Here is a 25,058-nt window from a genome sequence, read left to right as displayed (position 1 = left end):
GAGTGTAATGTCCCGTATTCATTTGCTCAGCCCGCGCCTGGCCAACCAGATCGCCGCGGGCGAGGTGGTCGAGCGTCCGGCTTCGGTCGCCAAGGAACTGCTGGAAAACAGCCTGGACTCCGGTGCCCGGCGTATCGATGTCGAAGTCGAGCAGGGTGGCGTCAAGCTGCTCAAGGTGCGCGACGACGGTGGTGGCATCGCTCCGGACGACCTGCCGCTGGCATTGGCGCGCCACGCCACCAGCAAGATTCGTGAGCTGGAAGACCTCGAAGCCGTGCTCAGCATGGGCTTTCGCGGCGAGGCGCTGGCGTCGATCAGTTCGGTATCGCGCCTGACGCTGACCTCGCGTACCGCCGACGCCGAGCAGGCCTGGCAGGTGGAGACCGAAGGTCGTGACATGGAGCCACGGGTGCAGCCTGCTGCGCACCCGGTGGGCACCTCGGTGGAAGTGCGCGATCTGTTCTTCAATACGCCGGCGCGGCGCAAGTTCCTGCGCGCGGAGAAGACCGAGTTCGATCACTTGCAGGAAGTGATCAAGCGCCTGGCGCTGGCGCGTTTCGATGTCGGCTTCCATTTGCGCCACAACGGCAAGACCGTGTTTGCCCTGCATGAGGCGGGCGACGAGATCGGCCGTGCGCGCCGCGTCGCTTCTGTCTGTGGGCCGGCTTTTCTCGAGCAGGCGCTGCCGATCGAGATCGAGCGCAGTGGTCTGCGGTTGTGGGGATGGGTCGGTTTGCCGACCTTCTCCCGTAGTCAGGCAGACCTGCAGTATTTCTACGTCAATGGGCGCATGGTGCGTGACAAACTGGTGGCCCATGCGGTGCGCCAGGCCTATCGCGACGTGTTGTTCAACGGTCGTCACCCGACCTTCGTGCTGTTCCTGGAAATCGATCCGGCGACAGTGGACGTCAACGTTCACCCGACCAAGCACGAAGTGCGCTTCCGTGACAGTCGCATGGTTCATGACTTCCTCTACGGCACGCTGCATCGCGCCCTGGCCGACGTGCGCCCGGAGGATCAGGTGGCAGCTCCGGCGGCCATATCACCGATGGTGCGCCCGACCGGTCTGGCTGCCGGTGAGTTCGGCCCGCAAGGCGAGATGGGGCTAGCCGCCAGCATCCTTGAAGCGCCGGCCCCCAGTGTGCAGCCGGCTTGGCGCGGCAGTGGCGCTGGCTATCAGCAGCCTGCAGGTAACCCCGGCGTATCCACTGCTGAAGCCCAGGCCGCCTACCGTGAGTATTTCTCGCCCCTGGCAACGGCTCAGGCGCAGGTGATGCCGCAGGAGCAGGGCGACATTCCCCCGCTCGGTTACGCCGTGGCGCAGCTCAAGGGCGTTTATATCCTCGCCGAAAACGCCCAGGGCATGGTGGTAGTGGACATGCACGCCGCCCACGAGCGTATTACCTACGAGCGCCTGAAGCACGCCATGGCTAGTGAAGGCTTGCGCGGGCAACCACTGCTGGTGCCGGAGTCCATTGCCCTCAGTCAGCGTGAAGCGGACTGCGCCGAGGAGCACGGCGAGTGGTTCCAGCGTTTGGGTTTCGAATTGCAGCGCCTGGGTGAGGAAAGCGTGGCGATTCGCCAGATTCCGGCGTTGCTCAAACAGGCTGAGGCCACCCAGTTGGTGCGTGACGTGCTGGCCGATTTGCTCGAGTACGGCACCAGCGACCGCATCCAGGCACATCTCAACGAGCTGCTGGCGACCATGGCTTGTCATGGTGCGGTGCGCGCCAATCGGCGTCTGACCATTCCCGAGATGAACGCCCTGCTGCGTGATATGGAGCAGACTGAGCGCAGCGGCCAGTGCAACCACGGGCGTCCGACCTGGACGCAATTGAGCATGGATCAGCTCGACAAGTTGTTCATGCGTGGTCAGTAATTGAATGAAGCCCTGAGTCAGGGGCGCCCGTCTTCGTGTTTCGAGCCATATCGATGTCTTCGCTTCCTCCTGCAATCTTCCTGATGGGCCCGACCGCCGCCGGCAAGACCGATCTCGCCCTGGAGCTCGCCCGGGTACTGCCTTGTGATCTGATCAGCGTCGATTCAGCGCTGGTCTATCGCAGCATGGACATCGGCACGGCCAAGCCTGAACGCGCCATCCTTGATGAATTTCCCCACGCCCTGATCGACATTCGCGACCCGGCCGAGAGTTATTCGGCGGCGGAATTTCGCGCCGATGCTCTGGCGGCCATGGCTGAGAGCGTTGCGCGTGGGCGTATTCCGCTGCTGGTGGGCGGCACCATGCTGTATTACAAGGCCTTGCTGGAAGGGCTGGCCGATATGCCCAGCGCCGATCCGGCCATCCGCGCCGAGCTGGAAGCAAGGGCTGCGGCTGAGGGGTGGGAGGCGCTGCATCGGGAGCTGGCCGAGGTCGATCCAGAATCCGCGGCACGCATCCATCCCAACGATCCGCAGCGTCTGACCCGGGCGCTTGAGGTCTATCGCGCGAGCGGCCTGAGCATGACCGAGCATCGCCTGCGCCAGGCTGCAGGAAATCCCGATGCGGGCACATCAGGCACCGGGCAATTGCCCTATACTGTTGCTCAGCTTGCTATCGCACCAGCGCAGCGTCAGGTTTTGCATGACCGCATCGCTCAACGATTTCGGGTGATGTTGGAACAGGGTTTCGTGGAAGAGGTCGAAACCCTGCGTAGACGAAGTGACTTGCACGCGGGATTGCCGTCTATACGGGCGGTAGGTTATCGCCAGGTATGGGAATACCTCGATGGCGAGTTGTCCCGGGACGAGATGGTCGAGCGCGGCATCATCGCCACTCGGCAATTGGCCAAGCGTCAGTTCACCTGGCTACGTGGTTGGAAGAGCCTGCATTGGCTCGATAGCCTGGCCTGCGACAATCTGTCTCGCGCCTTGAAATACCTGGAAAGCGTCTCCATATTGAAATGAGACCTTGCCGCTGGTCGTCTATCCTTGGGGGTGGGACGGCCTGAAGCCATTGTTTACCTACTAAAATTATTGAAATTGATCCTCGAAAGGAGTGCGGCACATGTCAAAAGGGCATTCGCTACAAGACCCTTACCTGAATACCCTGCGTAAGGAACGCGTCCCTGTTTCCATCTATCTGGTCAACGGCATCAAGCTGCAGGGCCAGATCGAGTCTTTCGACCAGTTCGTCATCCTGCTGAAGAACACTGTCAGCCAGATGGTCTACAAACACGCCATTTCCACCGTCGTGCCTAGCCGTCCGGTGCGCCTGCCAAGTGCTGGCGATGCCGAACAGGCCGATGGCGAGCCAGGTAACGCCTGATAGGGGGCTGCATTGTTCTTCGAGCGTCATGAGGGCGGTGAGCGGGCCATCCTGGTTCATCTGGAAGGCCAAGACTCCGAGGCGAGCGAAGATCCCCAGGAGTTCCAAGAATTGGCCATGTCGGCAGGCGCCGACATGGTCGCTTTCTTTAGCGTGCCCAGCAGTCGTCTGACTGCCAAGTTCCTTATCGGCAGCGGCAAGGTCGAGGAACTACGCGACCAGGTCAAGGCCATCGAGGCCGATCTGGTCATCTTCAATCACACCCTGACACCGAGCCAGGAGCGCAACCTCGAGCGCGCCTTCGAGTGTCGTGTGCTCGATCGCACCGGGTTGATCCTCGATATCTTCGCGCAGCGTGCGCGCACTCACGAAGGCAAGCTGCAGGTCGAATTGGCTCAGCTCGATCACATGAGTACGCGTCTGGTGCGCGGCTGGACTCACCTCGAGCGGCAGAAGGGTGGTATCGGCCTGCGTGGTCCGGGTGAAACCCAGCTGGAAACCGACCGCCGCTTGCTGCGTGTGCGCATTCGCCAGATCAAGCAGAAGCTCGAGAAGGTGCGCAGTCAACGCGAGCAGGCGCGCCGTGGTCGCAGACGCGCGGATATCCCTTCGGTTTCGCTGGTGGGTTACACCAACGCCGGCAAGTCCACACTGTTCAATACGCTAACCACTTCCGAGGTCTATGCGGCTGACCAGTTGTTCGCCACGCTCGACCCGACCTTGCGTCGTCTGCAACTCGATGACCTCGGTCCGATCGTGCTGGCCGACACCGTGGGTTTCATCCGTCACCTACCGCACAAACTGGTCGAGGCCTTCCGCGCTACGCTGGAAGAGTCGAGCAACTCCGATCTGCTGCTGCACGTTATCGATGCCCATGAGCCCGAGCGTATGGCGCAGATCGAGCAGGTACAGAATGTGCTCAAGGAGATCGGTGCGCACGAGTTGCCGATGCTCGAGGTATACAACAAGCTGGATTTGTTGGATGGTGTCGAGCCGCAGATCCAGCGCGATGCTGATGGCAGACCGTTGCGCGTCTGGTTGTCGGCCCGTGAGGGACGTGGTCTTGAGCTGTTGCGTCAAGCAGTGGCGGAGCTGCTGGGCGAGGATTTGTTCGTCGCTACGCTGCAGTTGCCGCAACGTTTGGGGCGGCTGCGTGCGCAGTTCTTTGCACTGGGAGCGGTGCAGAGCGAAGGGCATGACGAGCAGGGGCACAGCCTGCTGGCGGTACGTATACCGCGAGTCGAGCTCAATCGCCTGGTGAGTCGCGAAGGTTTGGAGCCTCAAACCTTCATCGAGCAACATACTTTGCAATAAAGCCTGGGACGGTGGCTTTGCTGTCACCCCAGGGCTTTGGGTAGCATTGGCCGGCGCGCCGTGGGCGCGCCTTCGCTTTATCAGTACGGAGAACGCTATGGCTTGGAATGAGCCGGGTGGCAACTCGAACAATCAAGACCCTTGGGGCGGCCGCAAAGGCGGTGGCCGGCAGGGGCCGCCGGATCTCGACGAAGCGTTCCGCAAGCTGCAAGAAAGCCTCAATGGGCTGTTTGGCGGTGGCAAGAAACGTGGTGACGACGAATCTGGTCGCAGTGGCGGCGGCGGTGGCTTCGGCCTGCTGTTCGTCGGCCTTGGCCTGTTGGCGGTGGTATGGCTGTACAGCGCGATCTATGTGGTGGACGAGCAGGAGCAGGCTGTCGTGCTGCGCTTCGGCAAGTACCACGAGACCGTTGGTCCGGGCCTGAATATCTATTTCCCGCCAATTGATCGCAAGTTCCAGGAAAACGTCACGCGTGAGCGCGCTTACACCAAGCAGGGCGCCATGCTGACCGAAGACGAGAACATCATCGAAGTGCCGCTGACCGTGCAGTACCGGGTGACCAACCTGCAGGACTTCGTGCTCAACGTCGACCAGCCGGAAGTCAGCCTGCAGCACGCCACCGACAGCGCCGTGCGTCATGTGGTGGGCTCCACCGAGATGGATCAGGTGTTGACCGAAGGTCGTGAGCTGATGGCCAGCGAGGTGCGTGAGCGCCTGCAGCGCTTCCTCGACAACTACCGTACCGGTATCACCATCACTCAGGTGAACATCCAGAGCGCTGCGGCGCCGCGTGAAGTTCAGGAAGCCTTCGATGATGTGATCCGTGCACGTGAAGACGAGCAGCGTGAGAAGAACCAGGCCGAGTCCTACGCCAACGGCGTGATTCCGGAAGCGCGTGGTCAGGCCCAGCGTCTGCTGGAAGAGGCCAACGGTTACCGTGACGAAGTCATTGCTCGCGCTCAGGGTGAGGCGGACCGCTTCACCAAGCTGGTCGCCGAGTATCGCAAGGCGCCGGAAATCACTCGCGAGCGTCTGTACATCGACACCATGCAGGAAGTGATGAGTAACACCAGCAAGGTTCTGGTCACCGGTGACAAGGGGCAGAACAACCTGCTCTATCTGCCGCTGGACAAGATGATCGACAGCCGTGGTGGTGCTTCTTCCTCCAGTTCTGCCAACAGCAGCAATACGACAACGCGTGATCCGGCTGTGCCGCTGAGCAGCGATCTGTCGCAGCGTAACCTGCGTACCCGGGAGGGCCGTTGATGAACAACAAGTCCCTGATCGGCCTGATCGTGGCCGTGGTTGTGGCCCTGGTGGCGTGGAACAGCTTCTATATCGTCGCGCAGACCGAACGTGCGGTGCTGTTGCAGTTCGGGCGAGTGGTTCAGCCTGATGTACAGCCTGGTCTGCATGTGAAGATTCCTTACGTCAACCAGGTGCGCATCTTCGATGGTCGTCTGCTGACGCTGGATTCGACGTCCTCGCGCTTCCTGACTCTGGAGAAGAAAGCGCTGATGGTCGATGCCTACGCCAAGTGGCGGGTGAAGGATGCCGAGCGCTTCTATCAGTCCACCTCGGGCATGAAGCAAGTCGCTGATGAGCGTCTGGCGCGTCGTCTGGAAGCATCGCTGCGTGACCAGTTCGGTAAGCGCACCCTGCACGAGTCGGTATCCGGTGAGCGTGATGCGCTGATGGCCGACGTGACCGCGACCCTCAACCGCGCTGCCGAGCGTGAGCTGGGTATCGAAGTGGTCGACGTACGGGTCAAGACTATCGACCTGCCGCGCGAAGTGAACCGCAGCGTGTTCGAGCGGATGAGTACCGAGCGTGAGCGTGAGGCGCGCGAGCATCGCGCCAAGGGCCGTGAGCTGGCCGAAGGTATTCGCGCCGACGCCGATCGTCAGCGCCGCGTACTGCTGGCCGAAGCCTATCGTGAAGCTGAAGAGCTGCGCGGTGACGGTGACGCCCAGGCTGCCTCTATCTATGCCCGTGCCTTCGGTCAGGATCAGGAGTTCTACTCCTTCTACCGTAGTCTGCAGGCTTACCGCGAAAGCTTCGCTGACAAGCGCGATGTGTTGGTGCTGGACCCAGGCAGCGATTTCTTCCGCTACCTGGAGAAATCCAGGCCTTGATCGGCAACCCTGGCGGCGCAATGCGTCGCCAGGGTGACCGCGAGGTAAAACGTGGTATCATGCGGCAGCCGGGAAAATCCCGGCTTTTTTGCGTCTGTGGGAATCATGTGGCAGGAACTCGGCATCGCACTGTGTCTGGTATTGGTGCTGGAAGGCATCCTGCCTTTCCTCTATCCGCGTCACTGGCGCGGGGCGGTATTGCAGGCGGCTCGTCTGCCCGACCGTCGACTGCGTCTTATTGGGTTGGCCAGCATGCTGCTGGGTACGGCCCTTCTATATCTGCTTCACTGAAGGCTTGTGCCGCCCGGATCGAGAGGGGAATGGCGAAATGGCAACGGTAGACCGCTGGCTGCTGCCAGATGGCATCGAAGAAGTACTGCCGCCGGAAGCGGCACGCATCGAGGCGGCACGCCGCCAGGTGCTGGATCTGTTCCAACGTTGGGGGTACGAGTTCGTCGTCACCCCTCATATCGAGTACCTGGAATCCCTGCTGACTGGCGCTGGCCAGGATCTCGACCTGCGTACCTTCAAGGTCACCGACCCGCTGTCCGGTCGGCAGATGGGTTTTCGTGCCGACATCACTCCGCAGGTGGCGCGCATTGATGCTCACACCTTGCGCCGTGAGGGGCCGAGTCGTCTCTGCTATGCCGGCAGCGTGCTGCATGCGCAGCCGCGTGCACTGACCACGTCGCGTAGCCCGATCCAGCTGGGCGCCGAACTCTATGGCGACGCCAGTCCGGCCAGTGACATCGAAGTGATCAGCCTGCTGGTGGAGACCCTCGAGCTGGCCGCGGTGCCGGACGTGCATATGGATCTCGGTCATGTCGGTATCTACCGTGGTCTGGCGCGTGCCGCTGGCCTGTCCGGTGAGGCTGAGCAGCACCTGTTCGATGCGCTGCAGCGCAAGGCCATGGATGAGATCGAGAGCCTGACTGCCGCGCTGCCGGCGGGCCTGGGCAGCATGCTGCGTTCGCTCGCCGAGCTGTGTGGCGGCCGGGAAGTGCTGGATCTGGCTCAGGCGGTTCTGGTCGAGGCGCCTGATGCGGTGCACGCTGCGCTCGATGAGCTGGTGGCCATCGCCGATGCGCTGGAGCTGCGCTATCCGGAGCTGCCGCTGTACTTCGACCTGGGCGAGTTGCGCGGCTACAACTATCACACCGGCGTTGTGTTCGCTGCCTTCGTACCGGGTGAGGGTGGTGCCATCGCTCAGGGTGGTCGTTACGACGATACCGGCGCGGTATTCGGTCGGGCGCGCCCGGCTACCGGTTTCTCCACCGACCTGAAGACCCTGGTGACCCTGGGTGACATGCGCGTGGACGAGGCGGTCAGCGGCATCTGGGCGCCGGACAATCATGATCTCTATCTGTGGCAGGCCATTCGTCGTCTGCGTGGTGAGGGCGAGCGCGTGGTACAGGCGTTGCCCGGGCAGAGCGAGGCGGATGCGCGCGAAGCAGGCTGTGATCGTCTGCTGGCGCTGCGCGATGGACGTTGGCAGGTGGCGCCCCTGGCGTCCTGAATTCATTTTCGCCGGCCCGCGGCCGGCATCGAAGCTTGCGCGAAGAGGACAAGTTTATGGGTAAGAATGTCGTCGTCCTGGGCACCCAATGGGGTGATGAGGGCAAGGGCAAGATCGTCGACCTGCTCACCGAGCAGGCCGCTGCAGTCGTGCGCTATCAGGGTGGCCACAACGCTGGCCACACCCTGGTGATCAACGGTGAGAAGACCGTCCTGCACCTGATTCCGTCCGGCATCCTGCGTGAAGGCGTCGAGTGCCTGATCGGCAACGGCGTGGTCGTCGCGCCCGACGCCCTGATGCGCGAAATCACCAAGCTGGAAGAGAAGGGCGTGCCGGTGCGTGAGCGTCTGCGTATCAGCCCGGCCTGCCCGTTGATCCTGTCCTATCACGTGGCACTGGATCAGGCGCGCGAGAAGGCCCGTGGTGACGCCAAGATCGGCACCACCGGTCGCGGTATCGGCCCGGCCTACGAAGACAAGGTCGCGCGCCGCGGCCTGCGCGTCGGTGATCTGTTCCACCGCGAGCGTTTCGCCGCCAAGCTGGGCGAGCTGCTGGACTACCACAACTTCCAGCTGGTCAATTTCTACAAAGAGCCGGCCATCGACTTCCAGAAGACGCTGGACGAGTGCATGGAATACGCCGAACTGCTCAAGCCGATGATGGCTGATGTGACTGCCGTGCTGCATGACCTGCGTCGTGAGGGCAAGGACATCATGTTCGAAGGCGCTCAGGGTTCGCTGCTGGACATCGACCACGGCACTTACCCCTACGTCACCAGCTCAAACACCACCGCTGGCGGTATCGCCACCGGTTCCGGTTTCGGTCCGCTGTACCTGGATTACATCCTCGGTATCACCAAGGCCTACACCACCCGTGTCGGTTCCGGCCCGTTCCCGACCGAGCTGTTCGATGACGTCGGCGCGTTTCTCGCCAAGCGCGGTCACGAGTTCGGCGCCACCACCGGCCGTGCCCGTCGTTGCGGCTGGTTCGATGCGGTGATCCTGCGTCGCGCCATCGAGATCAACAGCATCTCCGGTCTGTGCCTGACCAAGCTGGACGTGCTCGACGGTCTGGAAGTCATCCGCATCTGCACTGGCTACAAGGATGCCAACGGCCAGGTGCTGGTTGATGCGCCGACTGACGCCGACAGTTACATCGGCCTGCAGCCGGTGTACGAGGAAATGCCGGGCTGGAGCGAATCCACCCTGGGCGCCAAGACCCTGGAAGACCTGCCGGCCGCTGCTCGCGCTTACATCAAGCGTGTGGAAGAGCTGGTCGGTGCGCCGATCGACATCATCTCCACCGGCCCGGACCGCAACGAGACCATCGTGCTGCGTCATCCTTTCGCCTGATCGAGAGGCTCTCGAGCCGCACATAAGCCGCCTTCGGGCGGCTTTTTTGTGCTCGTCCGTACGGGTAGTCTCGTAAGGATGCTGGGCATGCGCTTTGCTTGTATTCAATAAATCCCGGAAGTCGCCGTTATAGCTATTACGGTCGTTGAGGAGTGTCCGCCAGTGTTCGCCATTCTTTCCATGTTGCGTAGCCGTCTGTTGCGCCCAGTGTTCGTCGCGCTTGGCCTGGCCATGTTGGTGCAGGTCGGTTTGGCTGTTTGGCTGATGCGCGCCTCGGTCGATGGCATGGTCGAGGACCTGGCGCAGCGCCTGGGTGGTGAGAGCCGCCGTCTTGGTGAAGAGCTGAGCATGGCTGAGCGCGAGATGAGTCAGGGCCTTGCGGCGTTGGCGAGCAGTACCCGCATTCGCCTGGGCGAAGGGCTTTCCGGTCAGTTGAAGAGTGAGCAGGCGCAGCTGCGCGTGGTGCTCGAGGGCAATCTCAAGCAATCCGGCCAGGCGCTGGCGCAACTGCTGGCCGGCGTGGCGCCGAAGTCCATCTGGGATCTGGATATTCCTGCGCTCACTGCGCTTACCCGAATTGCACAGCAGGATCCGGCGGTACTGTTCGCCATCATCTATGACGCCGACGGTCAGCGCCTGACGCGCAACTTCAACCGCAGTAACGCACAGGTGCGCGAACTGGTTGCTGCCGGGCAGGGCGACTCGCCGCTGGAGAAACTGGTGGATGCGGCCTCGCGTGATCCGCGCGTGTATGTGGTCGAGGCTGATATCAGCCCGATGGGCTCACGCATCGGCAAGGTGCAGATGGGCTTGTCGCTGGATGTGGTGGAAAAGGAGCTGACTGCATTGGATGGTCGCTTCACGACGTTGGTCGGTGGCGCGGGTGAGTTGGTCGACAGCAGCCTGGCCGGCGCCTCGGAGGAGGCGACCGGCGCACTGCGTGAGCGCCTCCAGTCTGCCGAGCGCTACACTCAGGAAATGGCGCGCAACGGGGGTGAGTCGGTGCGCGTGGCGGCGGATTCGCTGCGCTGGAACATCGCCCTCGGCCTGTTGATCGTGGGGGCGCTGGCAATGCTGGTGGTCGCCCTTGTGTTGGGCTGGCGGGTGCTGAGTCGCTTGCGCCTGCTCAGTGCGGCGCTCAATGACCTGGCGGCGGGCGAGGGCGATCTGACTCGCCGCGTGAGTATCGACAGTCAGGACGAGGTCGGCGAGATGGCCGATGCAGTCAATCGCTTCATCGCCAAGCTGCAACCCATCGTGCGCGAGTCTGGAGAGGTGGCACTGCGTACAGGCGAGCAGATTCGCAGCCTGACTCTGCGCGGCGTGGCGGCTGAGGCCGCTGCCGGGCGCCAGCGCGACGAAGTGGCTGGCAGTCTGCAGGCTTTGGCGCAAATGGCCGACGAGGCGCAGGCGGAAAGCCAGGCCATGCAGGGCGCGCTGCAGCGCGTCGATACCATCCGCCAGGCGGCGCATGAGAACGCGGCTATCGCTCAGCGTCTGTCCGCGCTGATCGAGGGCCTGGTGGCGCGGGTGGCTGATGGCTCGGCGGTGATCGAGCGCCTGGCCAAGCAGAGCGAGCAGATCGAGGTGGTGTTGACGGTGATTCAGTCAATTGCCGAGCAGACCAATCTGCTCGCGCTCAATGCCGCCATCGAGGCGGCGCGCGCCGGCGAAAGTGGTCGCGGGTTTGCCGTGGTGGCTGACGAGGTACGCGCGCTGGCGAGCAAGACTCAGCAGTCCACCGGCGATATTCAGACCCATATCGCTGCGCTGCAGCGGGGTGCGCAGGAGGCGGTTACCGCCATCGCTCAGGCGGGCGCGCAAGGTGGTGAAGGTCTGCAGGTGCTGCGTGATAGTGCGCGTCTGCAGCAATCGGTGCAGCAGTCGGTGGACGAAGTGCATGGCGCTATCAATGCTGCGACTCAGGCGGCGGCGCATCAGGCTGAAGGCGCTGGAGCGGTGCGCGGGCGTGTCGAGATCATTCATGCCGAAGCGCAGCGTGCGGCCGAGGCGGTGGCTGCGATTGCCGGCAATGCGCGGGCGCTGGATGAGTTGGCGGCGCAGCTTAAGGCCAGTCTGGGGCAGTTCAAAGTGTAGGGTGCGCTGTGCGCACCTCGCTGCTCCGTGGTCTTGGCGGTGCGCGTAGCGCACCCTGCGAGGTGCCGCGCTTTTTCGTGGGCAATAAAAAACCGAGCCGTTGGCTCGGTTTTTTGAAATTTGGTGCCCAGGAGAAGACTCGAACTTCCACGACCGTTAAGTCACTGATACCTGAAACCAGCGCGTCTACCAATTCCGCCACCTGGGCACTACAGCAATGTTCGTCGTTGCCGACACGGAGCGTTGCATCCGTTTATTTGCAAAGTGGGTTATCAAGCCACTTCACGAAATTTGGTGCCCAGGAGAAGACTCGAACTTCCACGACCGTTAAGTCACTGATACCTGAAACCAGCGCGTCTACCAATTCCGCCACCTGGGCACAGAAACCGATGAATCATCATCTGCTTCGTGTTACAACGTCTGCTCGACGCTGTGGGCGCGAACTATACGGGCGGGCATTTACCTTGTAAACCCCTGAGCCCAAAAAAATTATTGTCACCGGAAAAGCTGCCCCGGATGCCTTTTTCGCGCTTCAATAGGCATATGGCATACACCTTTATACATAAGCACAGGTAATCCTCCTTACATGGCCGATTGGCAATCCCTCGATCCCGAGGCCGCCCGCGAGGCGGAAAAATACGACAACCCCATCCCCAGCCGTGAGCTGATTCTTTCGCACCTGGCCGAGCGCGGCGCGCCTGCCAGTCGTGAGCAACTGGTCGAAGAGTTCGGTTTGCATACCGAAGATCAGCTCGAAGCTCTGCGTCGCCGTCTGCGCGCCATGGAGCGTGACGGTCAGCTCATCTACACCCGCCGTGGCACCTACGCCCCGGTGGACAAGCTCGACCTGATCTGTGGTCGCATCAGCGGTCACCGCGACGGTTTCGGTTTCCTCGTGCCGGATGACGGCAGCGACGACCTGTTCCTCAGCCCGGCGCAGATGCGCCTGGTGTTCGATCGTGATCGGGCGCTGGTGCGGGTCGCTGGTATCGATCGCCGTGGTCGCCGTGAGGGCGGCATCGTTGAGGTGATCGAGCGCGCGCATGAGAGCATCGTCGGCCGTTACTACGAAGAGAACGGCATCGGCTTCGTCGTCGCCGACAACCCCAAGATCCAGCAGGAAGTGCTGGTTACGCCGGGCCGTACTGGCGGTGCGCGCATCGGTCAGTTCGTCGAGATCAAGATCACCCACTGGCCTACGCAGCGCTTTCAGCCGCAGGGCGATATCGTCGAGGTGATCGGCAACTACATGGCGCCGGGCATGGAAATCGACGTGGCGCTGCGCAGCTACGACATCCCGCATGTCTGGCCCGAGGCGGTGGTCAAGGAGGCGCGCAAGCTCAAGCCCGAGGTGGATGAGAAGGACAAGGAGAAGCGCGTCGACCTGCGTCACCTGCCTTTCGTCACCATTGATGGCGAAGACGCCCGCGACTTCGACGACGCCGTGTACTGCGAGAAGAACAGCAGCCGCTGGAAGCTGTTCTCCGGTGGTTGGAAGCTCTACGTGGCCATCGCCGACGTGTCGCACTACGTCAGAGTCGGCTCGGCGCTGGATGCCGAGGCGGTCGAGCGCGGCAACTCGGTGTATTTCCCCGAGCGCGTCGTGCCGATGCTGCCGGAGGAGTTGTCCAACGGCCTGTGCTCGCTCAACCCGCATGTCGATCGCCTGGCCATGGTCTGCGAGATGACCATGTCCAAGAGCGGCCAGATGGTCGACTACAAGTTCTACGAGGCGGTGATCCACTCCCACGCACGCCTGACCTACAACAAGGTCAGCCTGATGCTGGAGGATCCCAAGAGCAGCGAGGGCAAGTCCCTGCGCAGCGAGTACAAGGACGTCCTGCCGCACCTCAATCAGCTCTACGCCCTGTATCAGGTGCTGGTCGCTGCCCGCCACGAGCGTGGCGCCATCGACTTCGAGACGCAGGAAACCCGCATCATCTTCGGCACCGACCGCAAGATCGACGAGATCCGCCCGACCCAGCGTAACGACGCACACAAGCTCATCGAAGAGTGCATGCTGGCCGCCAACGTAGCCACAGCGCGCTTCATGCAGGATCACGAGATCCCGTCGCTGTATCGCGTGCACGATGGCCCGCCGCCGGAGCGCCTGGAGAAGCTCAAGGCCTTCCTCGGTGAGCTGGGGCTGTCGCTGCAGCGTGGCAAGTCCAAGGACGGTCCGTCGCCCAAGGACTATCAACGCCTGCTGGAAAGCATCCGCGAGCGCCCGGACTATCACCTGATCCAGACCGTGATGCTGCGTTCGCTGAGCCAGGCGGTGTACAGCGCGCAGAACGAAGGGCACTTCGGTCTCAATTACGAGGCGTATACCCACTTCACCTCGCCGATCCGCCGTTACCCCGATCTGCTGGTGCATCGCGCCATTCGCAGCGTGGTGCGTTCCAAGCGCGACACCAAGCATGTGGAGCGCGCCGGCGCAGCGATCATGCCCAAGGCGCGCATCTATCCGTACGACGAGGCGACCCTGGAAAAACTCGGCGAGCAGTGCTCGATGACCGAGCGCCGTGCCGATGAAGCGACCCGCGACGTGGTCAACTGGCTCAAGTGCGAGTTCATGCAGGATCGCGTCGGTGAGACCTTTGCCGGTGTGATCACTGCTGTGACCGGTTTCGGCATCTTCGTCGAGCTGCGTGACATCTATGTCGATGGCCTAGTGCACGTGACCGCGTTGCCGGCCGACTATTACCACTTCGACCCGGTTCACCATCGCCTGTCCGGCGAGCGCAGTGGCCGCAGCTTCCGCCTCGGCGACAGCGTCGAGGTCAAGGTGATGCGCGTCGATCTGGATGAACGCAAGATCGACTTCGAACTGAGCCAGGGCAAGGCCGGCAAGGGTGATGATGCGCGTCGTGGCGGCAAGCCGAACGGCATGGGCAATACCGATGTGCAGAAGAGCCGGGACGTGAAGAAGGCGCTGTTGGCTGGCGCCAAGGCCGGCAAGGGTGCGAGTGGCAAAGGTGCTGCCGGCAAGTCGGCGAGCAAGCCGGCCGACGGTTCGCGCAAGGGCTCCGGACGTGGCGACAGTGCCCCGCCAGCTGCCGGTAAGCCGCGCAAGCGTAAGGCCAAGTCATGAGTGATCTGGAAAAGATCTACGGCGTACATGCCGTAGAAGCCTTGCTGCGTCATCACCCCAAGCGGGTAAAGCAGGTCTGGCTGGCCGATGGTCGCAGTGATCCTCGGGTGCAGCCCTTGCTGGAGCTGGCTGCGCAGTCTCGCGTAAAAGTGGGGCAGTGCGAGCGCCGTGAGATGGATGCCTGGGTCGAGGGTGTGCACCAGGGTGTGGTTGCCGATGTCAGCCCCAGTCAGGTCTGGGGCGAGGCGATGCTCGAGGAGTTGCTCGATCGCTGCGAAGGCCCGCCTTTGCTGCTGGTGCTCGACGGCGTGACCGACCCGCACAACCTGGGGGCCTGCCTGCGTACAGCGGATGCCGCCGGCGCGTTGGCGGTGATCGTGCCCAAGGACAAATCGGCAACCCTCAACGCCACGGTGCGCAAGGTGGCCTGCGGTGCTGCCGAGGTGATTCCGCTGGTGGCGGTGACCAACCTGGCGCGCAGTCTGGAGAAGTTGCAGCAGCGCGGCCTATGGGTGGTGGGTACGGCCGGCGAGGCCGAGCAAGAGGTCTATCAGCAGGACATGACCGGGCCAACGGTGCTGATCATGGGTGCCGAAGGCAAGGGCATGCGCCGCTTGACCCGCGAGCACTGCGATTATCTGGTCAAGCTGCCCATGGCCGGCAGTGTCAGCAGCCTCAACGTCTCGGTTGCCACCGGCGTCTGCCTGTTCGAGGCAGTGCGTCAGCGTCAGGCTAAGCGCAAGGGCTGACTGCTCAAATAATCGCCAATTCGTCTTGCGTGCGGCGGGGGGCTTCTCTAGAATGGCGCCCCTTGCCGTGACGGCAGGCCTTTTCGCGCCTACCGCCTGGCAAGCTCATCACGAGAAAAACCCACTCCTTGCCTGACCACCTTAGTTGGCAGGCTACAACCCGTAAGGAGCATTTATGCGTCATTACGAAATCATCTTTCTGGTTCACCCGGACCAGAGCGAGCAAGTCGGCGGCATGGTCGAGCGTTACACCAAGCTGATCGAAGAAGACGGTGGCAAGATTCACCGCCTGGAAGACTGGGGTCGTCGTCAGCTGGCTTACGCCATCAACAACGTCCACAAAGCCCACTACGTGATGCTCAACGTAGAGTGCACCGGCAAGGCCCTGGCCGAGCTGGAAGACAACTTCCGCTACAACGACGCCGTGATCCGTAACCTGGTCATCCGTCGCGACGAGGCCGTCACTGGCCAGTCCGAGATGCTGAAGGCCGAAGAAAACCGCAGTGAGCGCCGCGAGCGTCGTGAACGTCCTGAAAACGCCGAGTCCAACGACGGCGATGACAGCGACAGCAACGACAGCGACAACGCTGACGAGTAATCCACGGATCTATTGAGGAGCCAATCACATGGCACGTTTCTTCCGTCGTCGTAAATTCTGCCGCTTCACCGCTGAAGACGTGAAAGAGATCGATTTCAAAGATCTCAACACCCTGAAAGCCTACATCTCGGAAACCGGCAAAATCGTTCCTAGCCGTATCACCGGTACCAAGGCTCGTTATCAGCGTCAGCTGGCCACCGCTATCAAGCGCGCCCGCTTCCTGGCCCTGCTGCCCTACACCGACAGCCACGGCCGCTGAGACCGGACAGTCGACAAGAGTTAAGGAATAGATCGCATGCGCGCCCTGGCTGAATACATCATGCGCGGCCGTATGCAGGCCACCCTCGTGGTGGTGGGATCGGCAGCGATGCCGCTGTTGTTCTGGTTGAGTGCAGCCGCGGGCAGCCTGGTGCTGCTGCGGCGTGGAGCCAGTGATGCCATCGGCATCCTGGCCTGGGCCCTGCTACCGGCGATTGCCTGGTGGTATTTCGGCGAACCGCGCACCTTGCTGGTGCTGGTCGGCGCGCTGGGGTTGGCGTTGTTGTTGCGCGCCAATTGGACCTGGAACCGCATACTGCTGAGCAGTGTGGCACTGGGCCTGGTGTATGGATTTGTCCTTGGGGCAGTGTTCCGCGAACCCATCGCGGCCATGGCCGGTGAGCTGCAGAAGCTCCTGCCGACCATGTTCGATGGGGCTCACCAGCAATTGTCGGTGAGCGAACGCGAGCGTCTCGAGGCTTTGATCGCACCGGTACTGACCGGATTGCTGGCAGCCTTGCTGCAGATCCTGAGCTTGCTGAGCCTGATCCTTGGGCGTTATTGGCAGGCCGTGTTGTACAACCCTGGCGGTTTTGGTCGCGAGTTTCGCGCACTGAGGCTGTCGCTGCCGCAGGCCCTGTTGCTGCTGGCGGGCATGATGCTAGGTCCCAACCTGGGGCCGCAGTTGGCCATGCTCACGCCGCTGTGCAGTGTGCCGCTGCTGTTCGCCGGGATCGCCCTGGTGCATGGCCTGGTGGAGAAGGGTGGGCTCGCTCGCTTCTGGCTGGTGGGTATGTACATCACGCTCCTGCTGTTCATGCAGCTGATCTATCCGTTACTGGTGGTCTTGGCCATCGTCGACAGTCTGTTTGATTTTCGCGGTCGCCTGGCGCGCAAGAACGGCCCGGGCTCTGCGAACGGTGAAGGTTAAAAGTTAAGAGGTAAGACCCAAATGGAAGTCATCCTGCTGGAAAAAATCGCCAATCTGGGCAACCTGGGCGACAAAGTGAACGTTAAAGCCGGTTACGGCCGTAACTTCCTGCTGCCGCAAGGCAAAGCCACCGCTGCCACCGAAGCCAACGTTGCTGCTTTTGAAGCACGTCGCGCCGAGCTGGAAAAAGCTGCTGCCGAGAAGAAAGCTTCCGCTGAATCTCGCGCTGCTCAGCTGGCTGAGCTGGAAGTCACCATCACCGCCACCGCTGGCGATGAAGGCAAGCTGTTCGGTTCCATCGGCACCCACGACATCGCTGACGCCCTGACCGCCTCCGGCGTTGAAGTGGCCAAAGCTGAAGTTCGTCTGCCGAACGGCACCATTCGCCAGATTGGCGAATACGACGTAGCTGTGCACCTGCACACCGACGTTGAAGCCACCGTCAAGGTGATCGTGGTCGCTGCTTAATCAAGTAGCCGCCAAGCGGACTTGCGCTGTAGCGTAGGTCTGCTGACAATCGGGCACGGTATCGCTCTGCGATCCGTGCCCTTTGTTTTTCTATCGCAGTATTTTCTTCCCGAGCCTATGAACGACATCAGCATTCCCGAGCAATACGACCTGCAGACTGCCGCCCTGAAAGTGCCACCGCACTCCATCGAGGCGGAACAGGCGGTGCTCGGCGGCCTGATGCTCGACAACAATGCCTGGGAGCGTGTGCTCGATGGTGTGTCGGATGTCGATTTCTATCGCCACGACCACCGGCTGATTTTCCGCGCTATCTTCAAGCTGGCCGAGCGTAACGAACCCTTCGACGTGGTGACCCTGTCCGAGCAGTTGGACAAGGAAGGGCAACTGTCGCAGGTCGGCGGTCTGGCCTATCTCGCCGAGCTGGCCAAGAACACGCCGTCGGTGGCCAACATCAAGGCCTATGCGCAGATCATTCGTGAGCGCGCCACCCTGCGCAAACTGATCAGCATCAGCAACGAGATTGCCGACAGTGCCTACGCCCCAGAGGGGCGCACCGGCGAGGAAATTCTCGACGAAGCGGAGCGTCTGATCTTCCAGATTGCCGAAGACCGTCCCAAGACCGGCGGCCCGGTGGGCATCAACGACATTCTGGTCAAGGCCATCGACCGCATCGACACGCTGTTCAACAACGGCGATGCGATCACCGGTCTGTCGACCGGTTTCGACGATCTGGACGGGCTGACCAGCGGCCTGCAGCCAGCCGACATGATCATCGTCGCCGGTCGTCCGTCGATGGGTAAGACCACCTTCGCCATGAACCTGGTGGAGAACGCCCTGATGCGCAGCGACAAGGCGATTCTGGTGTACTCGCTGGAGATGCCGTCGGAATCCATCGTGATTCGTATGCTCGCCTCGCTCGGGCGTATCGACCAGACCAAGGTACGTGCCGGTCAGCTCGACGACGATGATTGGCCACGGCTGACCAGCGCGGTCAACCTGCTCAATGATCGCAAACTGTTCATCGACGATACCGCCGGTATTTCTCCGAGCGAGATGCGTGCGCGCACGCGGCGTCTGGCGCGTGAGCACGGTGAGATCGGCCTGATCATGGTCGACTACCTGCAGCTGATGCAGATTCCGGGCTCCAGCGGCGACAGCCGGGTCAACGAGATTTCCGAAATCTCGCGCTCGCTCAAGGGCCTGGCCAAGGAATTCAACTGCCCGGTCATCGCCCTGTCGCAGCTCAACCGTGGCCTGGAGCAGCGGCCCAACAAGCGCCCGATCAACTCCGACTTGCGTGAATCCGGTGCGATCGAGCAGGACGCCGACATCATCCTGTTCGTCTACCGTGACGAGGTGTACCACCCGGAGACCGAGTACAAGGGCGTGGCCGAGATCATCATCGGCAAGCAGCGTAACGGCCCCCTGGGTACCGCGCGCCTGGCCTTCCTCGGCAAGTATTCGCGCTTCGAGAACCTGGCGCCGGGTAGCTACCAGTTCGACGACGAATAACCGCGCGGGAGCAGTGCAGGAGCGAGCTCTGCTCGCGAATCACGCAGTTCTGTAGCCCGGATGAAATCCGGGGCTCTCGGCGCAGAAGCCCCCGGATTGCATCCGGGCTACGCTCCAGATCAATGAAAACGGGTGCCCAGCGGTTAAGATGGGCGCCCGTTTTTCGTTCAGGCCTTCTGTCATGCGTCCGCTTGCCGCCATCGTCGACCTCTCCGCCATCGCTGATAACTACGCCGTCGCCAAGCGCTGCGCGCCTGGGCGTCAGGCCTTCGCCGTGGTCAAGGCCAATGCCTACGGGCATGGCGTGCGTGAGGTGGTAACGGCGTTGTACGAGGTTGCCGATGGCTTTGCCGTGGCCTGTCTGGAAGAGGCGGCCGAGGTGCGTGCCATGCATGACAAGGCGCGCATCCTGCTGCTCGAGGGCTGCTTCGAGGCCAGTGAGTACGCCATCGCCGCGCAGCTTGGACTGGATCTGGTGGTGCAGAGCGCGGCGCAGGCCGAGGCGCTGATTGCCGCTGAGTTGGCGCGTCCGCTCAACGTCTGGCTAAAGCTCGACTCCGGCATGCATCGCCTCGGTTTCGATGCCACCAGCCTGCGCCAGTGGCATGCGCGGCTGGAGGATGCCGAACAGGTCGCCGAGCTCAACCTGCTCAGTCATTTTGCCTGTGCCGACGAGCGCGGCCATCTGCTGACCGAACTGCAGGTCGAGCGTTTTCTAGACCTGCTGGATCTGGATTTCAATCATCGCTCACTGGCCAACTCGGCGGCGGTGCTGACCATTCCGGCAGCGCATATGGACTGGCTGCGCCCCGGCATCATGCTCTACGGCGCGACGCCTTTCGCCGAGCTGAGTGCGCGTGAGCTCGGGCTGAAACCGGCCATGACCCTGGCTGCGCGGGTGATCGCCGTGCGTGAGGTGGCCGTCGGCGAAAGCGTTGGTTATGGCGCGAGCTGGGTGGCCGAGCGGCCTTCGCGTATCGCCACGGTCAGCTGCGGTTATGCCGACGGCTATCCGCGCCACGCACCGAGCGGCACGCCGGTGCTGGTCGAAGGACAGCGCGCCAAGCTGGCGGGCAGGGTATCGATGGACATGCTGGCAGTGGATATCACTGACCTGCCCGAGGCCGATATCGATTCGCCGGTGGAGCTGTGGGGGAGCAATCTGCCTGTCGATGAGGTGGCGATGGCGTGCGGTACCATCGGCTACGAGCTGCTGACCAAGGTCACGGCGCGGGTACCAAGGCGCTATATCGGCTAACGGTCGTTTGGTTAGGCCAGGCCGCTGGATACCTTGAGCACGTCCAGTTGCAGGCAGGCCTGATCGCTCAGTTCGCCATCGTCGCCATGCACGCGCGAACCGGAACGACCCAGTTCCTTTACCCGGTAAAGGGCCATGTCTGCGGCCTTGTACAGCCCGGTGAAGTTCTTCGCATGGCGCGGATAGAGTGCCACGCCGATGCTGATGGTCACGCGCAGGCGCTCGGCACCGTAGTGAACAGGCGTGGATAGCTCGGCCAGCAGGCGCTCGGCAATTTCCCGGGCCTGGCTTTCGGCGTCGCTGCCGCAGATCAGCGCGGCGAACTCATCGCCGCCCAATCGAGCAACCGCATCACCGGCGCGAACGTGCTCGCGCAAGCGCTTGGCAATCACCTGCAGCATCAGGTCGCCGGCGGCGTGGCCGAAGCGGTCATTGATCGGCTTGAAGTGATCCAGGTCGATCAGCAGCAACGCCACGCTCTCCTTGTGCCGCTCGGCGTGAGCCAGTGCCGACTCGCAGCGCTCGACCAGATAGCGTCGGTTGGGGAGTTCGGTCAGCGAGTCATGGAAGGCTGCGTGCTGCAGTTCGCGCTCGCGGTCGCGTAGCTGCTCGTTGGTGGCAGCCAGCTCGGCGGTGCGTGCGGTCACCGCCGTCTGTAGTTCGTCGGCGCTGGCTTGCAGCTGCGCCAGGCGCGCGGTTTTCTCACGGTCCGCCTGTTGCAGGGCAACGGCGCGCTCCTGCTTGAGGATCTGGATGCGATAAGCCAGGGCGAAGGAGAACAGGATGGATTCGGCAGCCACTGCCAGCGGGAATACGTAGGCATTCCACTCGGCCGGTTGCAGCACTCCGGTGGTGCGTAGCAGCAGGATGGCGACGCTGCCCAGAACCAGACCATAGCCGTAGAGATACAGCTGCGCCGGGAAGAAGCCCTGGCGCCAGCGGATCACGGCGCTGCCCAGGGCGGCCGGGATGCTGGTCAGCGACAGCAGGGCGATGGCCCAGGCTGCGAGGTAACGTTGATCGAACAGGGTCAGGGCGATGGCAACGAGATAGATCACGCAGGCCATGTTCAGCAGATGATGCGCCCAGCGCACGTAAACGCGCGTCTGCAACAGCGTCTGGGTGAAGCGGCTGGCGAACAGCCCCCACAACGACGGCAAGGTTATGCGGTCGAGCCACGCCGGTACCGGGTGGTTGGGCCACAGGTACTGCGCGCCATGGCCGGTCATGCTCATGATGAACAGCAGGGCGAAGGCGGTGGTCAGCACGTACCAGAAATAGGCCTTGTCGCGCAGCGAGATGAGGATGAACAGGTTGTACAGCAGCAGCGCGAAAACCACGCCATAGATGACGCCGAGCGCCAGGTTCTCGCGGGTTGCCAGTTGCGTGAGGTCATCGAGCTGCCAGATGCGCAACGGGAAGGAGTTACCCGCAGGGTCGAAGGCGCGCAGATAGAAGGTCGTTGGTTGTTCACCGAGGGTTGGCAGATCGAACACCATGCGGCGGTAGGGGTGGTCGCGGTTCTCGCTGAAGGCGACGCGCTCACCGGACTGACGCACCAGCCAGCCGCCCTGGCCGTCGGGCTGGTGAAGCTGCAGGTCGAGTTGGGTCACCGAGCCCACTTCCAGTACCCAGTGGGCAGGGGCGCGCATATCACGTTGCAGGGTGAGCTTGATCCACCAGGGATTGAGGCTCTGGCCGACGCTGGCACGGCCATTGGCCGGTTGAAAGCGCGACTGCTGCTCAGGGGCGGCAAGGTCGTCGATGGTCAGGGTGCCCTGGGCGTCTTCCAGCAACTCGATATGTGCATTGAGCGGCATGCCGCTGCTGGCATCGGTGAGCAGCACGGATGCTGCTGCCGGGGCCGTGCTCGACAGTCCCAGCAGAAGAACAAGCAGAAAGGCGAAGCGCTGCGGCATAGGTGTCCTGGAGTCGGCTGACCGAGTACTTGAGTATATGCATAGGATTGTTATCGGCCGAAAACAAATATGGCGTAAGGCTACTGCAGGAAAATGTCTGATTTTTCTATCCTTTCTTTCCCGACGTCGGTGCTGCGCCAGAGCCGATGCCCGGAAGAGTGAGCCAAGCGCGTGCCTGAGCGTTTGTCGCAGTGCGTGAAGGCGTATTAAACCCAGCGCAGTAGTCTGGTTTGGTCAATTTTTGTGCTATTATCCGCGCCCCTCGTGATAGCCCATTGATCAAAAAATATGCAAGCCGCCAAGCCGCTGTTCGACTATCCCAAGTACTGGGCCGAGTGTTTCGGGCCTGCGCCCTTCCTGCCGATGAGCCGGGAAGAGATGGATCAGCTCGGCTGGGACAGCTGCGACATCATCATTGTCACCGGTGACGCCTACGTCGATCATCCTTCGTTCGGCATGGCCATCATTGGTCGCCTGCTCGAAGCCCAGGGCTTTCGCGTGGGCATCATTGCCCAGCCGGATTGGCGCAGCAAAGACGACTTCATGAAGCTCGGCGAGCCGAACCTGTTTTTCGGCGTCGCCGCCGGCAACATGGACTCGATGATCAACCGCTACACCGCCGACAAGAAGATTCGCTCCGACGACGCCTATACGCCCGGCGGCCTGGCCGGCAAACGCCCGGATCGCGCCAGCCTGGTCTACAGCCAGCGCTGCAAGGAGGCCTATAGTCACGTGCCGGTGGTGCTTGGCGGCATCGAGGCGTCCTTGCGCCGTATCGCCCATTACGACTACTGGCAGGACAAGGTCCGCCGTTCGATCCTGATGGACGCCACCGCCGACATCCTGCTCTACGGCAATGCCGAGCGTGCGGTGGTCGAGATCGCCCAGCGTCTGTCGCGTGGCGAGCAGGTCGAAGCCATCAGCGATGTACGTGGTACGGCCTTCATTCGTCGTGACACGCCTGAAGGCTGGTATGAGGTCGACTCCACCCGTATCGACCGTCCGGGCCGCGTCGACAAGATCATCAACCCCTACGTCAATACGCAGGACACCGAGGCCTGTGCCATCGAGCAGGCCAAAGGCGAGGTCGAAGACCCCAACGAAGCCCGTGTGGTGCAGATTCTCGACAGCCCGCGCATGACCCGCGACAAGACGGTGATCCGTCTGCCGTCGTTCGAGAAGGTGCGTAACGATCCGGTGCTCTACGCCCACGCCAACCGCGTGCTGCACCTGGAAACCAACCCGGGCAACGCCCGCGCGCTGGTGCAGAGGCATGGTGAGGTAGACGTGTGGTTCAACCCGCCACCCATCCCGATGACCACCGAGGAAATGGACTACGTGTTCGGCATGCCCTATGCGCGCGTGCCGCACCCGGCGTATGGCAAGGAGAAGATTCCGGCCTACGAAATGATCCGTTTCTCGGTGAACATCATGCGCGGCTGCTTCGGCGGCTGTACCTTCTGCTCGATCACCGAGCACGAAGGACGCATCATCCAGAACCGTTCGCACGAGTCGATCATCCGCGAGATCGAGGAGATGCGCGACAAGGTGCCGGGCTTCACCGGCGTGGTCTCCGACCTCGGCGGGCCGACCGCCAACATGTACCGCATCGCCTGCAAGGACCCGGAGATCGAGAAGCACTGCCGCAAGCCGTCGTGCGTGTTCCCCGGTATCTGCGAGAACCTCAATACCGACCACTCCTCCCTGATCGAGCTGTACCGCAAGGCGCGCGCGCTGCCAGGGGTGAAGAAGATCCTGATCGCCTCGGGTCTGCGCTATGACCTGGCCGTGGAATCGCCGGAGTACGTCAAGGAGCTGGTCACCCATCACGTTGGCGGCTACCTGAAGATCGCTCCGGAGCACACCGAGCGTGGCCCGCTGGACAAGATGATGAAGCCGGGCATCGGCAGCTACGACCGCTTCAAGCAGATGTTCGAGAAGTACTCGAAGGAGGCGGGCAAGGAGCAGTACCTGATCCCGTACTTCATCGCCGCGCATCCGGGCACCACCGACGAGGACATGATGAACCTCGCCCTGTGGCTCAAGCGCAACGGTTTCCGCGCCGACCAGGTGCAGGCGTTCTACCCGTCGCCGATGGCCACGGCCACGGCCATGTACCACTCGGGCAAGAACCCGCTGCGCAAGGTCACCTACAAGAGCGACGGCGTCGAGATCGTCAAGAGCGAGCAGCAGCGTCGCTTGCACAAGGCCTTCCTGCGCTACCACGATCCGAAAGGGTGGCCGCTGCTGCGTGAGGCGCTGACGCGCATGGGCCGCAGTGATCTGATCGGTCCGGCCAAGCATCAACTGATTCCGGCTAACCAGCCAGCTGCTGATGATGGCTACCAGAGCGCGCGGCGCAAGAACTCCACGCCGGTCGGCAGCAAGAAGGCGGGTAATGCAGGCAAGATTCTCACTCAGCACACGGGGCTGCCGCCGCGTGGCAGTGATGGCAGCAAGCCCTGGGACAAGCGAGAGCAGGCCAAAGCCGCGGCTGAGGCGCGTAACCAGCAAGCCGCGCGTGAGCGTGCTGGCGCCGGTAAAGGCAAGGGCAAGAAGCCTGGGAAGAAACCCGCGGTACCGCGCTGAAT

The 25,058-nt window shown here is 62.4% G+C and carries 20 protein-coding genes and 2 tRNA genes; 19 read left to right on the top strand and 3 right to left on the bottom strand.

Annotated elements, in window-relative coordinates:
- Positions 1-7: 7 nt before the first annotated feature.
- The 10 genes from mutL (at position 8) to BLR77_RS07020 (ending at position 11,680) form a co-directional block, all read left to right on the top strand.
- The gene (gene mutL, locus BLR77_RS07065; protein ID WP_074676249.1) at positions 8-1,879 is read left to right on the top strand and encodes a DNA mismatch repair endonuclease MutL; all 1,872 of its coding nucleotides are present in this window, start codon (positions 8-10) and stop codon (positions 1,877-1,879) included.
- 53 nt (positions 1,880-1,932) lie between these two features.
- A complete protein-coding gene (miaA, locus tag BLR77_RS07060; RefSeq protein WP_074676248.1) occupies positions 1,933-2,904 on the top strand; it encodes a tRNA (adenosine(37)-N6)-dimethylallyltransferase MiaA in 972 nt (323 codons plus the stop codon).
- Between the two features lie 100 nt (positions 2,905-3,004).
- A complete protein-coding gene (gene hfq / locus BLR77_RS07055) occupies positions 3,005-3,265 on the top strand; it encodes an RNA chaperone Hfq (RefSeq protein WP_003459200.1) in 261 nt (86 codons plus the stop codon).
- A gap of 12 nt (positions 3,266-3,277) precedes the next feature.
- Positions 3,278-4,579, top strand: coding sequence for a ribosome rescue GTPase HflX (hflX, locus tag BLR77_RS07050; protein ID WP_074676246.1), 1,302 nt, complete (start codon positions 3,278-3,280; stop codon positions 4,577-4,579).
- 97 nt (positions 4,580-4,676) lie between these two features.
- The gene (gene hflK / locus BLR77_RS07045) at positions 4,677-5,846 is read left to right on the top strand and encodes an FtsH protease activity modulator HflK (RefSeq protein ID WP_074676244.1); all 1,170 of its coding nucleotides are present in this window, start codon (positions 4,677-4,679) and stop codon (positions 5,844-5,846) included.
- Positions 5,846-6,715, top strand: a complete 870-nt coding sequence (gene hflC, locus BLR77_RS07040; RefSeq protein WP_074676242.1) for a protease modulator HflC — start codon at positions 5,846-5,848, stop codon at positions 6,713-6,715. The genes hflK and hflC overlap by 1 nt, the downstream gene beginning before the upstream one ends.
- 105 nt (positions 6,716-6,820) lie before the next feature.
- Entirely contained in the window at positions 6,821-7,006 is a 186-nt protein-coding gene (locus BLR77_RS07035) for a DUF2065 domain-containing protein (protein ID WP_074676240.1), read from the top strand.
- 37 nt (positions 7,007-7,043) lie between these two features.
- Complete coding sequence (locus BLR77_RS07030; RefSeq protein WP_074676239.1) at positions 7,044-8,231, top strand: ATP phosphoribosyltransferase regulatory subunit; 1,188 nt, start codon at positions 7,044-7,046, stop codon at positions 8,229-8,231.
- Between the two features lie 56 nt (positions 8,232-8,287).
- Positions 8,288-9,583: an adenylosuccinate synthase gene (locus BLR77_RS07025; RefSeq protein WP_074676237.1), complete on the top strand. Its 1,296-nt coding sequence runs from the start codon at positions 8,288-8,290 to the stop codon at positions 9,581-9,583.
- A 162-nt stretch (positions 9,584-9,745) separates the two neighbouring features.
- Positions 9,746-11,680: a methyl-accepting chemotaxis protein gene (locus BLR77_RS07020; RefSeq protein ID WP_074676235.1), complete on the top strand. Its 1,935-nt coding sequence runs from the start codon at positions 9,746-9,748 to the stop codon at positions 11,678-11,680.
- Between the two features lie 121 nt (positions 11,681-11,801).
- Here the strand turns inward: BLR77_RS07020 and BLR77_RS07015 are convergent.
- Together BLR77_RS07015 and BLR77_RS07010 are read right to left on the bottom strand one after the other, a co-directional pair.
- Positions 11,802-11,888, bottom strand: a tRNA-Leu gene (locus BLR77_RS07015).
- An 84-nt stretch (positions 11,889-11,972) separates the two neighbouring features.
- Positions 11,973-12,059 (bottom strand) — tRNA-Leu (locus tag BLR77_RS07010).
- 207 nt (positions 12,060-12,266) lie between these two features.
- Between BLR77_RS07010 and rnr the strand changes: the two genes are divergently transcribed.
- The 8 genes from rnr (at position 12,267) to alr (ending at position 20,548) form a co-directional block, all read left to right on the top strand.
- Positions 12,267-14,774: a ribonuclease R gene (gene rnr / locus BLR77_RS07005; RefSeq protein WP_074676234.1), complete on the top strand. Its 2,508-nt coding sequence runs from the start codon at positions 12,267-12,269 to the stop codon at positions 14,772-14,774.
- Positions 14,771-15,523 carry a 23S rRNA (guanosine(2251)-2'-O)-methyltransferase RlmB gene (gene rlmB / locus BLR77_RS07000; RefSeq protein ID WP_074676232.1) on the top strand — a complete coding sequence of 251 codons (753 nt, stop codon included), beginning with the start codon at positions 14,771-14,773 and terminating at the stop codon, positions 15,521-15,523. Before rnr ends, rlmB begins: the two co-directional genes overlap by 4 nt.
- Positions 15,524-15,698: 175 nt before the next feature.
- Positions 15,699-16,121: a 30S ribosomal protein S6 gene (rpsF, locus tag BLR77_RS06995; RefSeq protein WP_003246846.1), complete on the top strand. Its 423-nt coding sequence runs from the start codon at positions 15,699-15,701 to the stop codon at positions 16,119-16,121.
- Positions 16,122-16,149: 28 nt separating this feature from the next.
- On the top strand, positions 16,150-16,380 hold the full coding sequence (rpsR, locus tag BLR77_RS06990) for a 30S ribosomal protein S18 (protein WP_003246847.1): 231 nt from the start codon (positions 16,150-16,152) through the stop codon (positions 16,378-16,380).
- A 36-nt stretch (positions 16,381-16,416) separates the two neighbouring features.
- On the top strand, positions 16,417-17,310 hold the full coding sequence (locus BLR77_RS06985; RefSeq protein ID WP_074676231.1) for a YybS family protein: 894 nt from the start codon (positions 16,417-16,419) through the stop codon (positions 17,308-17,310).
- A gap of 21 nt (positions 17,311-17,331) precedes the next feature.
- Positions 17,332-17,778 (top strand): 50S ribosomal protein L9, encoded by a 447-nt coding sequence (rplI, locus tag BLR77_RS06980; protein WP_004423262.1) that lies wholly within the window; start codon positions 17,332-17,334, stop codon positions 17,776-17,778.
- Positions 17,779-17,895: 117 nt separating this feature from the next.
- Entirely contained in the window at positions 17,896-19,290 is a 1,395-nt protein-coding gene (dnaB, locus tag BLR77_RS06975) for a replicative DNA helicase (protein WP_074676229.1), read from the top strand.
- 181 nt (positions 19,291-19,471) lie between these two features.
- Positions 19,472-20,548 carry an alanine racemase gene (alr, locus tag BLR77_RS06970; RefSeq protein WP_074676228.1) on the top strand — a complete coding sequence of 359 codons (1,077 nt, stop codon included), beginning with the start codon at positions 19,472-19,474 and terminating at the stop codon, positions 20,546-20,548.
- A gap of 11 nt (positions 20,549-20,559) precedes the next feature.
- Here the strand turns inward: alr and BLR77_RS06965 are convergent, their stop codons facing one another.
- Entirely contained in the window at positions 20,560-22,467 is a 1,908-nt protein-coding gene (locus tag BLR77_RS06965) for a diguanylate cyclase (protein WP_074676226.1), read from the bottom strand.
- A gap of 288 nt (positions 22,468-22,755) precedes the next feature.
- Between BLR77_RS06965 and BLR77_RS06960 the strand changes: the two genes are divergently transcribed.
- Positions 22,756-25,056, top strand: coding sequence for a YgiQ family radical SAM protein (locus tag BLR77_RS06960; protein ID WP_074676225.1), 2,301 nt, complete (start codon positions 22,756-22,758; stop codon positions 25,054-25,056).
- Positions 25,057-25,058: the final 2 nt, after the last annotated feature.

This window comes from Ectopseudomonas alcaliphila (assembly GCF_900101755.1).
Classification (GTDB): Bacteria; Pseudomonadota; Gammaproteobacteria; order Pseudomonadales; family Pseudomonadaceae; genus Aquipseudomonas; species Aquipseudomonas alcaliphila.
Note: the sequence above shows the minus strand (reverse complement) of the source record. Positions and strands in the feature narration are given on the sequence as shown.

Bases quoted from the DNA above. Each gene is read 5' to 3' on its own strand.
- mutL (WP_074676249.1), top strand. From the start codon at position 8: ATGTCCCGTATTCATTTGCTCAGCCCGCGCCTGGCCAACCAGATCGCC.
- miaA (WP_074676248.1), top strand. From the start codon at position 1,933: ATGTCTTCGCTTCCTCCTGCAATCTTCCTGATGGGCCCGACCGCCGCC.
- hfq (WP_003459200.1), top strand. From the start codon at position 3,005: ATGTCAAAAGGGCATTCGCTACAAGACCCTTACCTGAATACCCTGCGT.
- hflK (WP_074676244.1), top strand. From the start codon at position 4,677: ATGGCTTGGAATGAGCCGGGTGGCAACTCGAACAATCAAGACCCTTGG.
- hflC (WP_074676242.1), top strand. From the start codon at position 5,846: ATGAACAACAAGTCCCTGATCGGCCTGATCGTGGCCGTGGTTGTGGCC.
- BLR77_RS07035 (WP_074676240.1), top strand. From the start codon at position 6,821: ATGTGGCAGGAACTCGGCATCGCACTGTGTCTGGTATTGGTGCTGGAA.
- BLR77_RS07030 (WP_074676239.1), top strand. From the start codon at position 7,044: ATGGCAACGGTAGACCGCTGGCTGCTGCCAGATGGCATCGAAGAAGTA.
- BLR77_RS07025 (WP_074676237.1), top strand. From the start codon at position 8,288: ATGGGTAAGAATGTCGTCGTCCTGGGCACCCAATGGGGTGATGAGGGC.
- rnr (WP_074676234.1), top strand. From the start codon at position 12,267: ATGGCCGATTGGCAATCCCTCGATCCCGAGGCCGCCCGCGAGGCGGAA.
- rlmB (WP_074676232.1), top strand. From the start codon at position 14,771: ATGAGTGATCTGGAAAAGATCTACGGCGTACATGCCGTAGAAGCCTTG.
- rpsF (WP_003246846.1), top strand. From the start codon at position 15,699: ATGCGTCATTACGAAATCATCTTTCTGGTTCACCCGGACCAGAGCGAG.
- rpsR (WP_003246847.1), top strand. From the start codon at position 16,150: ATGGCACGTTTCTTCCGTCGTCGTAAATTCTGCCGCTTCACCGCTGAA.
- BLR77_RS06985 (WP_074676231.1), top strand. From the start codon at position 16,417: ATGCGCGCCCTGGCTGAATACATCATGCGCGGCCGTATGCAGGCCACC.
- rplI (WP_004423262.1), top strand. From the start codon at position 17,332: ATGGAAGTCATCCTGCTGGAAAAAATCGCCAATCTGGGCAACCTGGGC.
- dnaB (WP_074676229.1), top strand. From the start codon at position 17,896: ATGAACGACATCAGCATTCCCGAGCAATACGACCTGCAGACTGCCGCC.
- alr (WP_074676228.1), top strand. From the start codon at position 19,472: ATGCGTCCGCTTGCCGCCATCGTCGACCTCTCCGCCATCGCTGATAAC.
- BLR77_RS06965 (WP_074676226.1), bottom strand. From the start codon at position 22,467: ATGCCGCAGCGCTTCGCCTTTCTGCTTGTTCTTCTGCTGGGACTGTCG.
- BLR77_RS06960 (WP_074676225.1), top strand. From the start codon at position 22,756: ATGCAAGCCGCCAAGCCGCTGTTCGACTATCCCAAGTACTGGGCCGAG.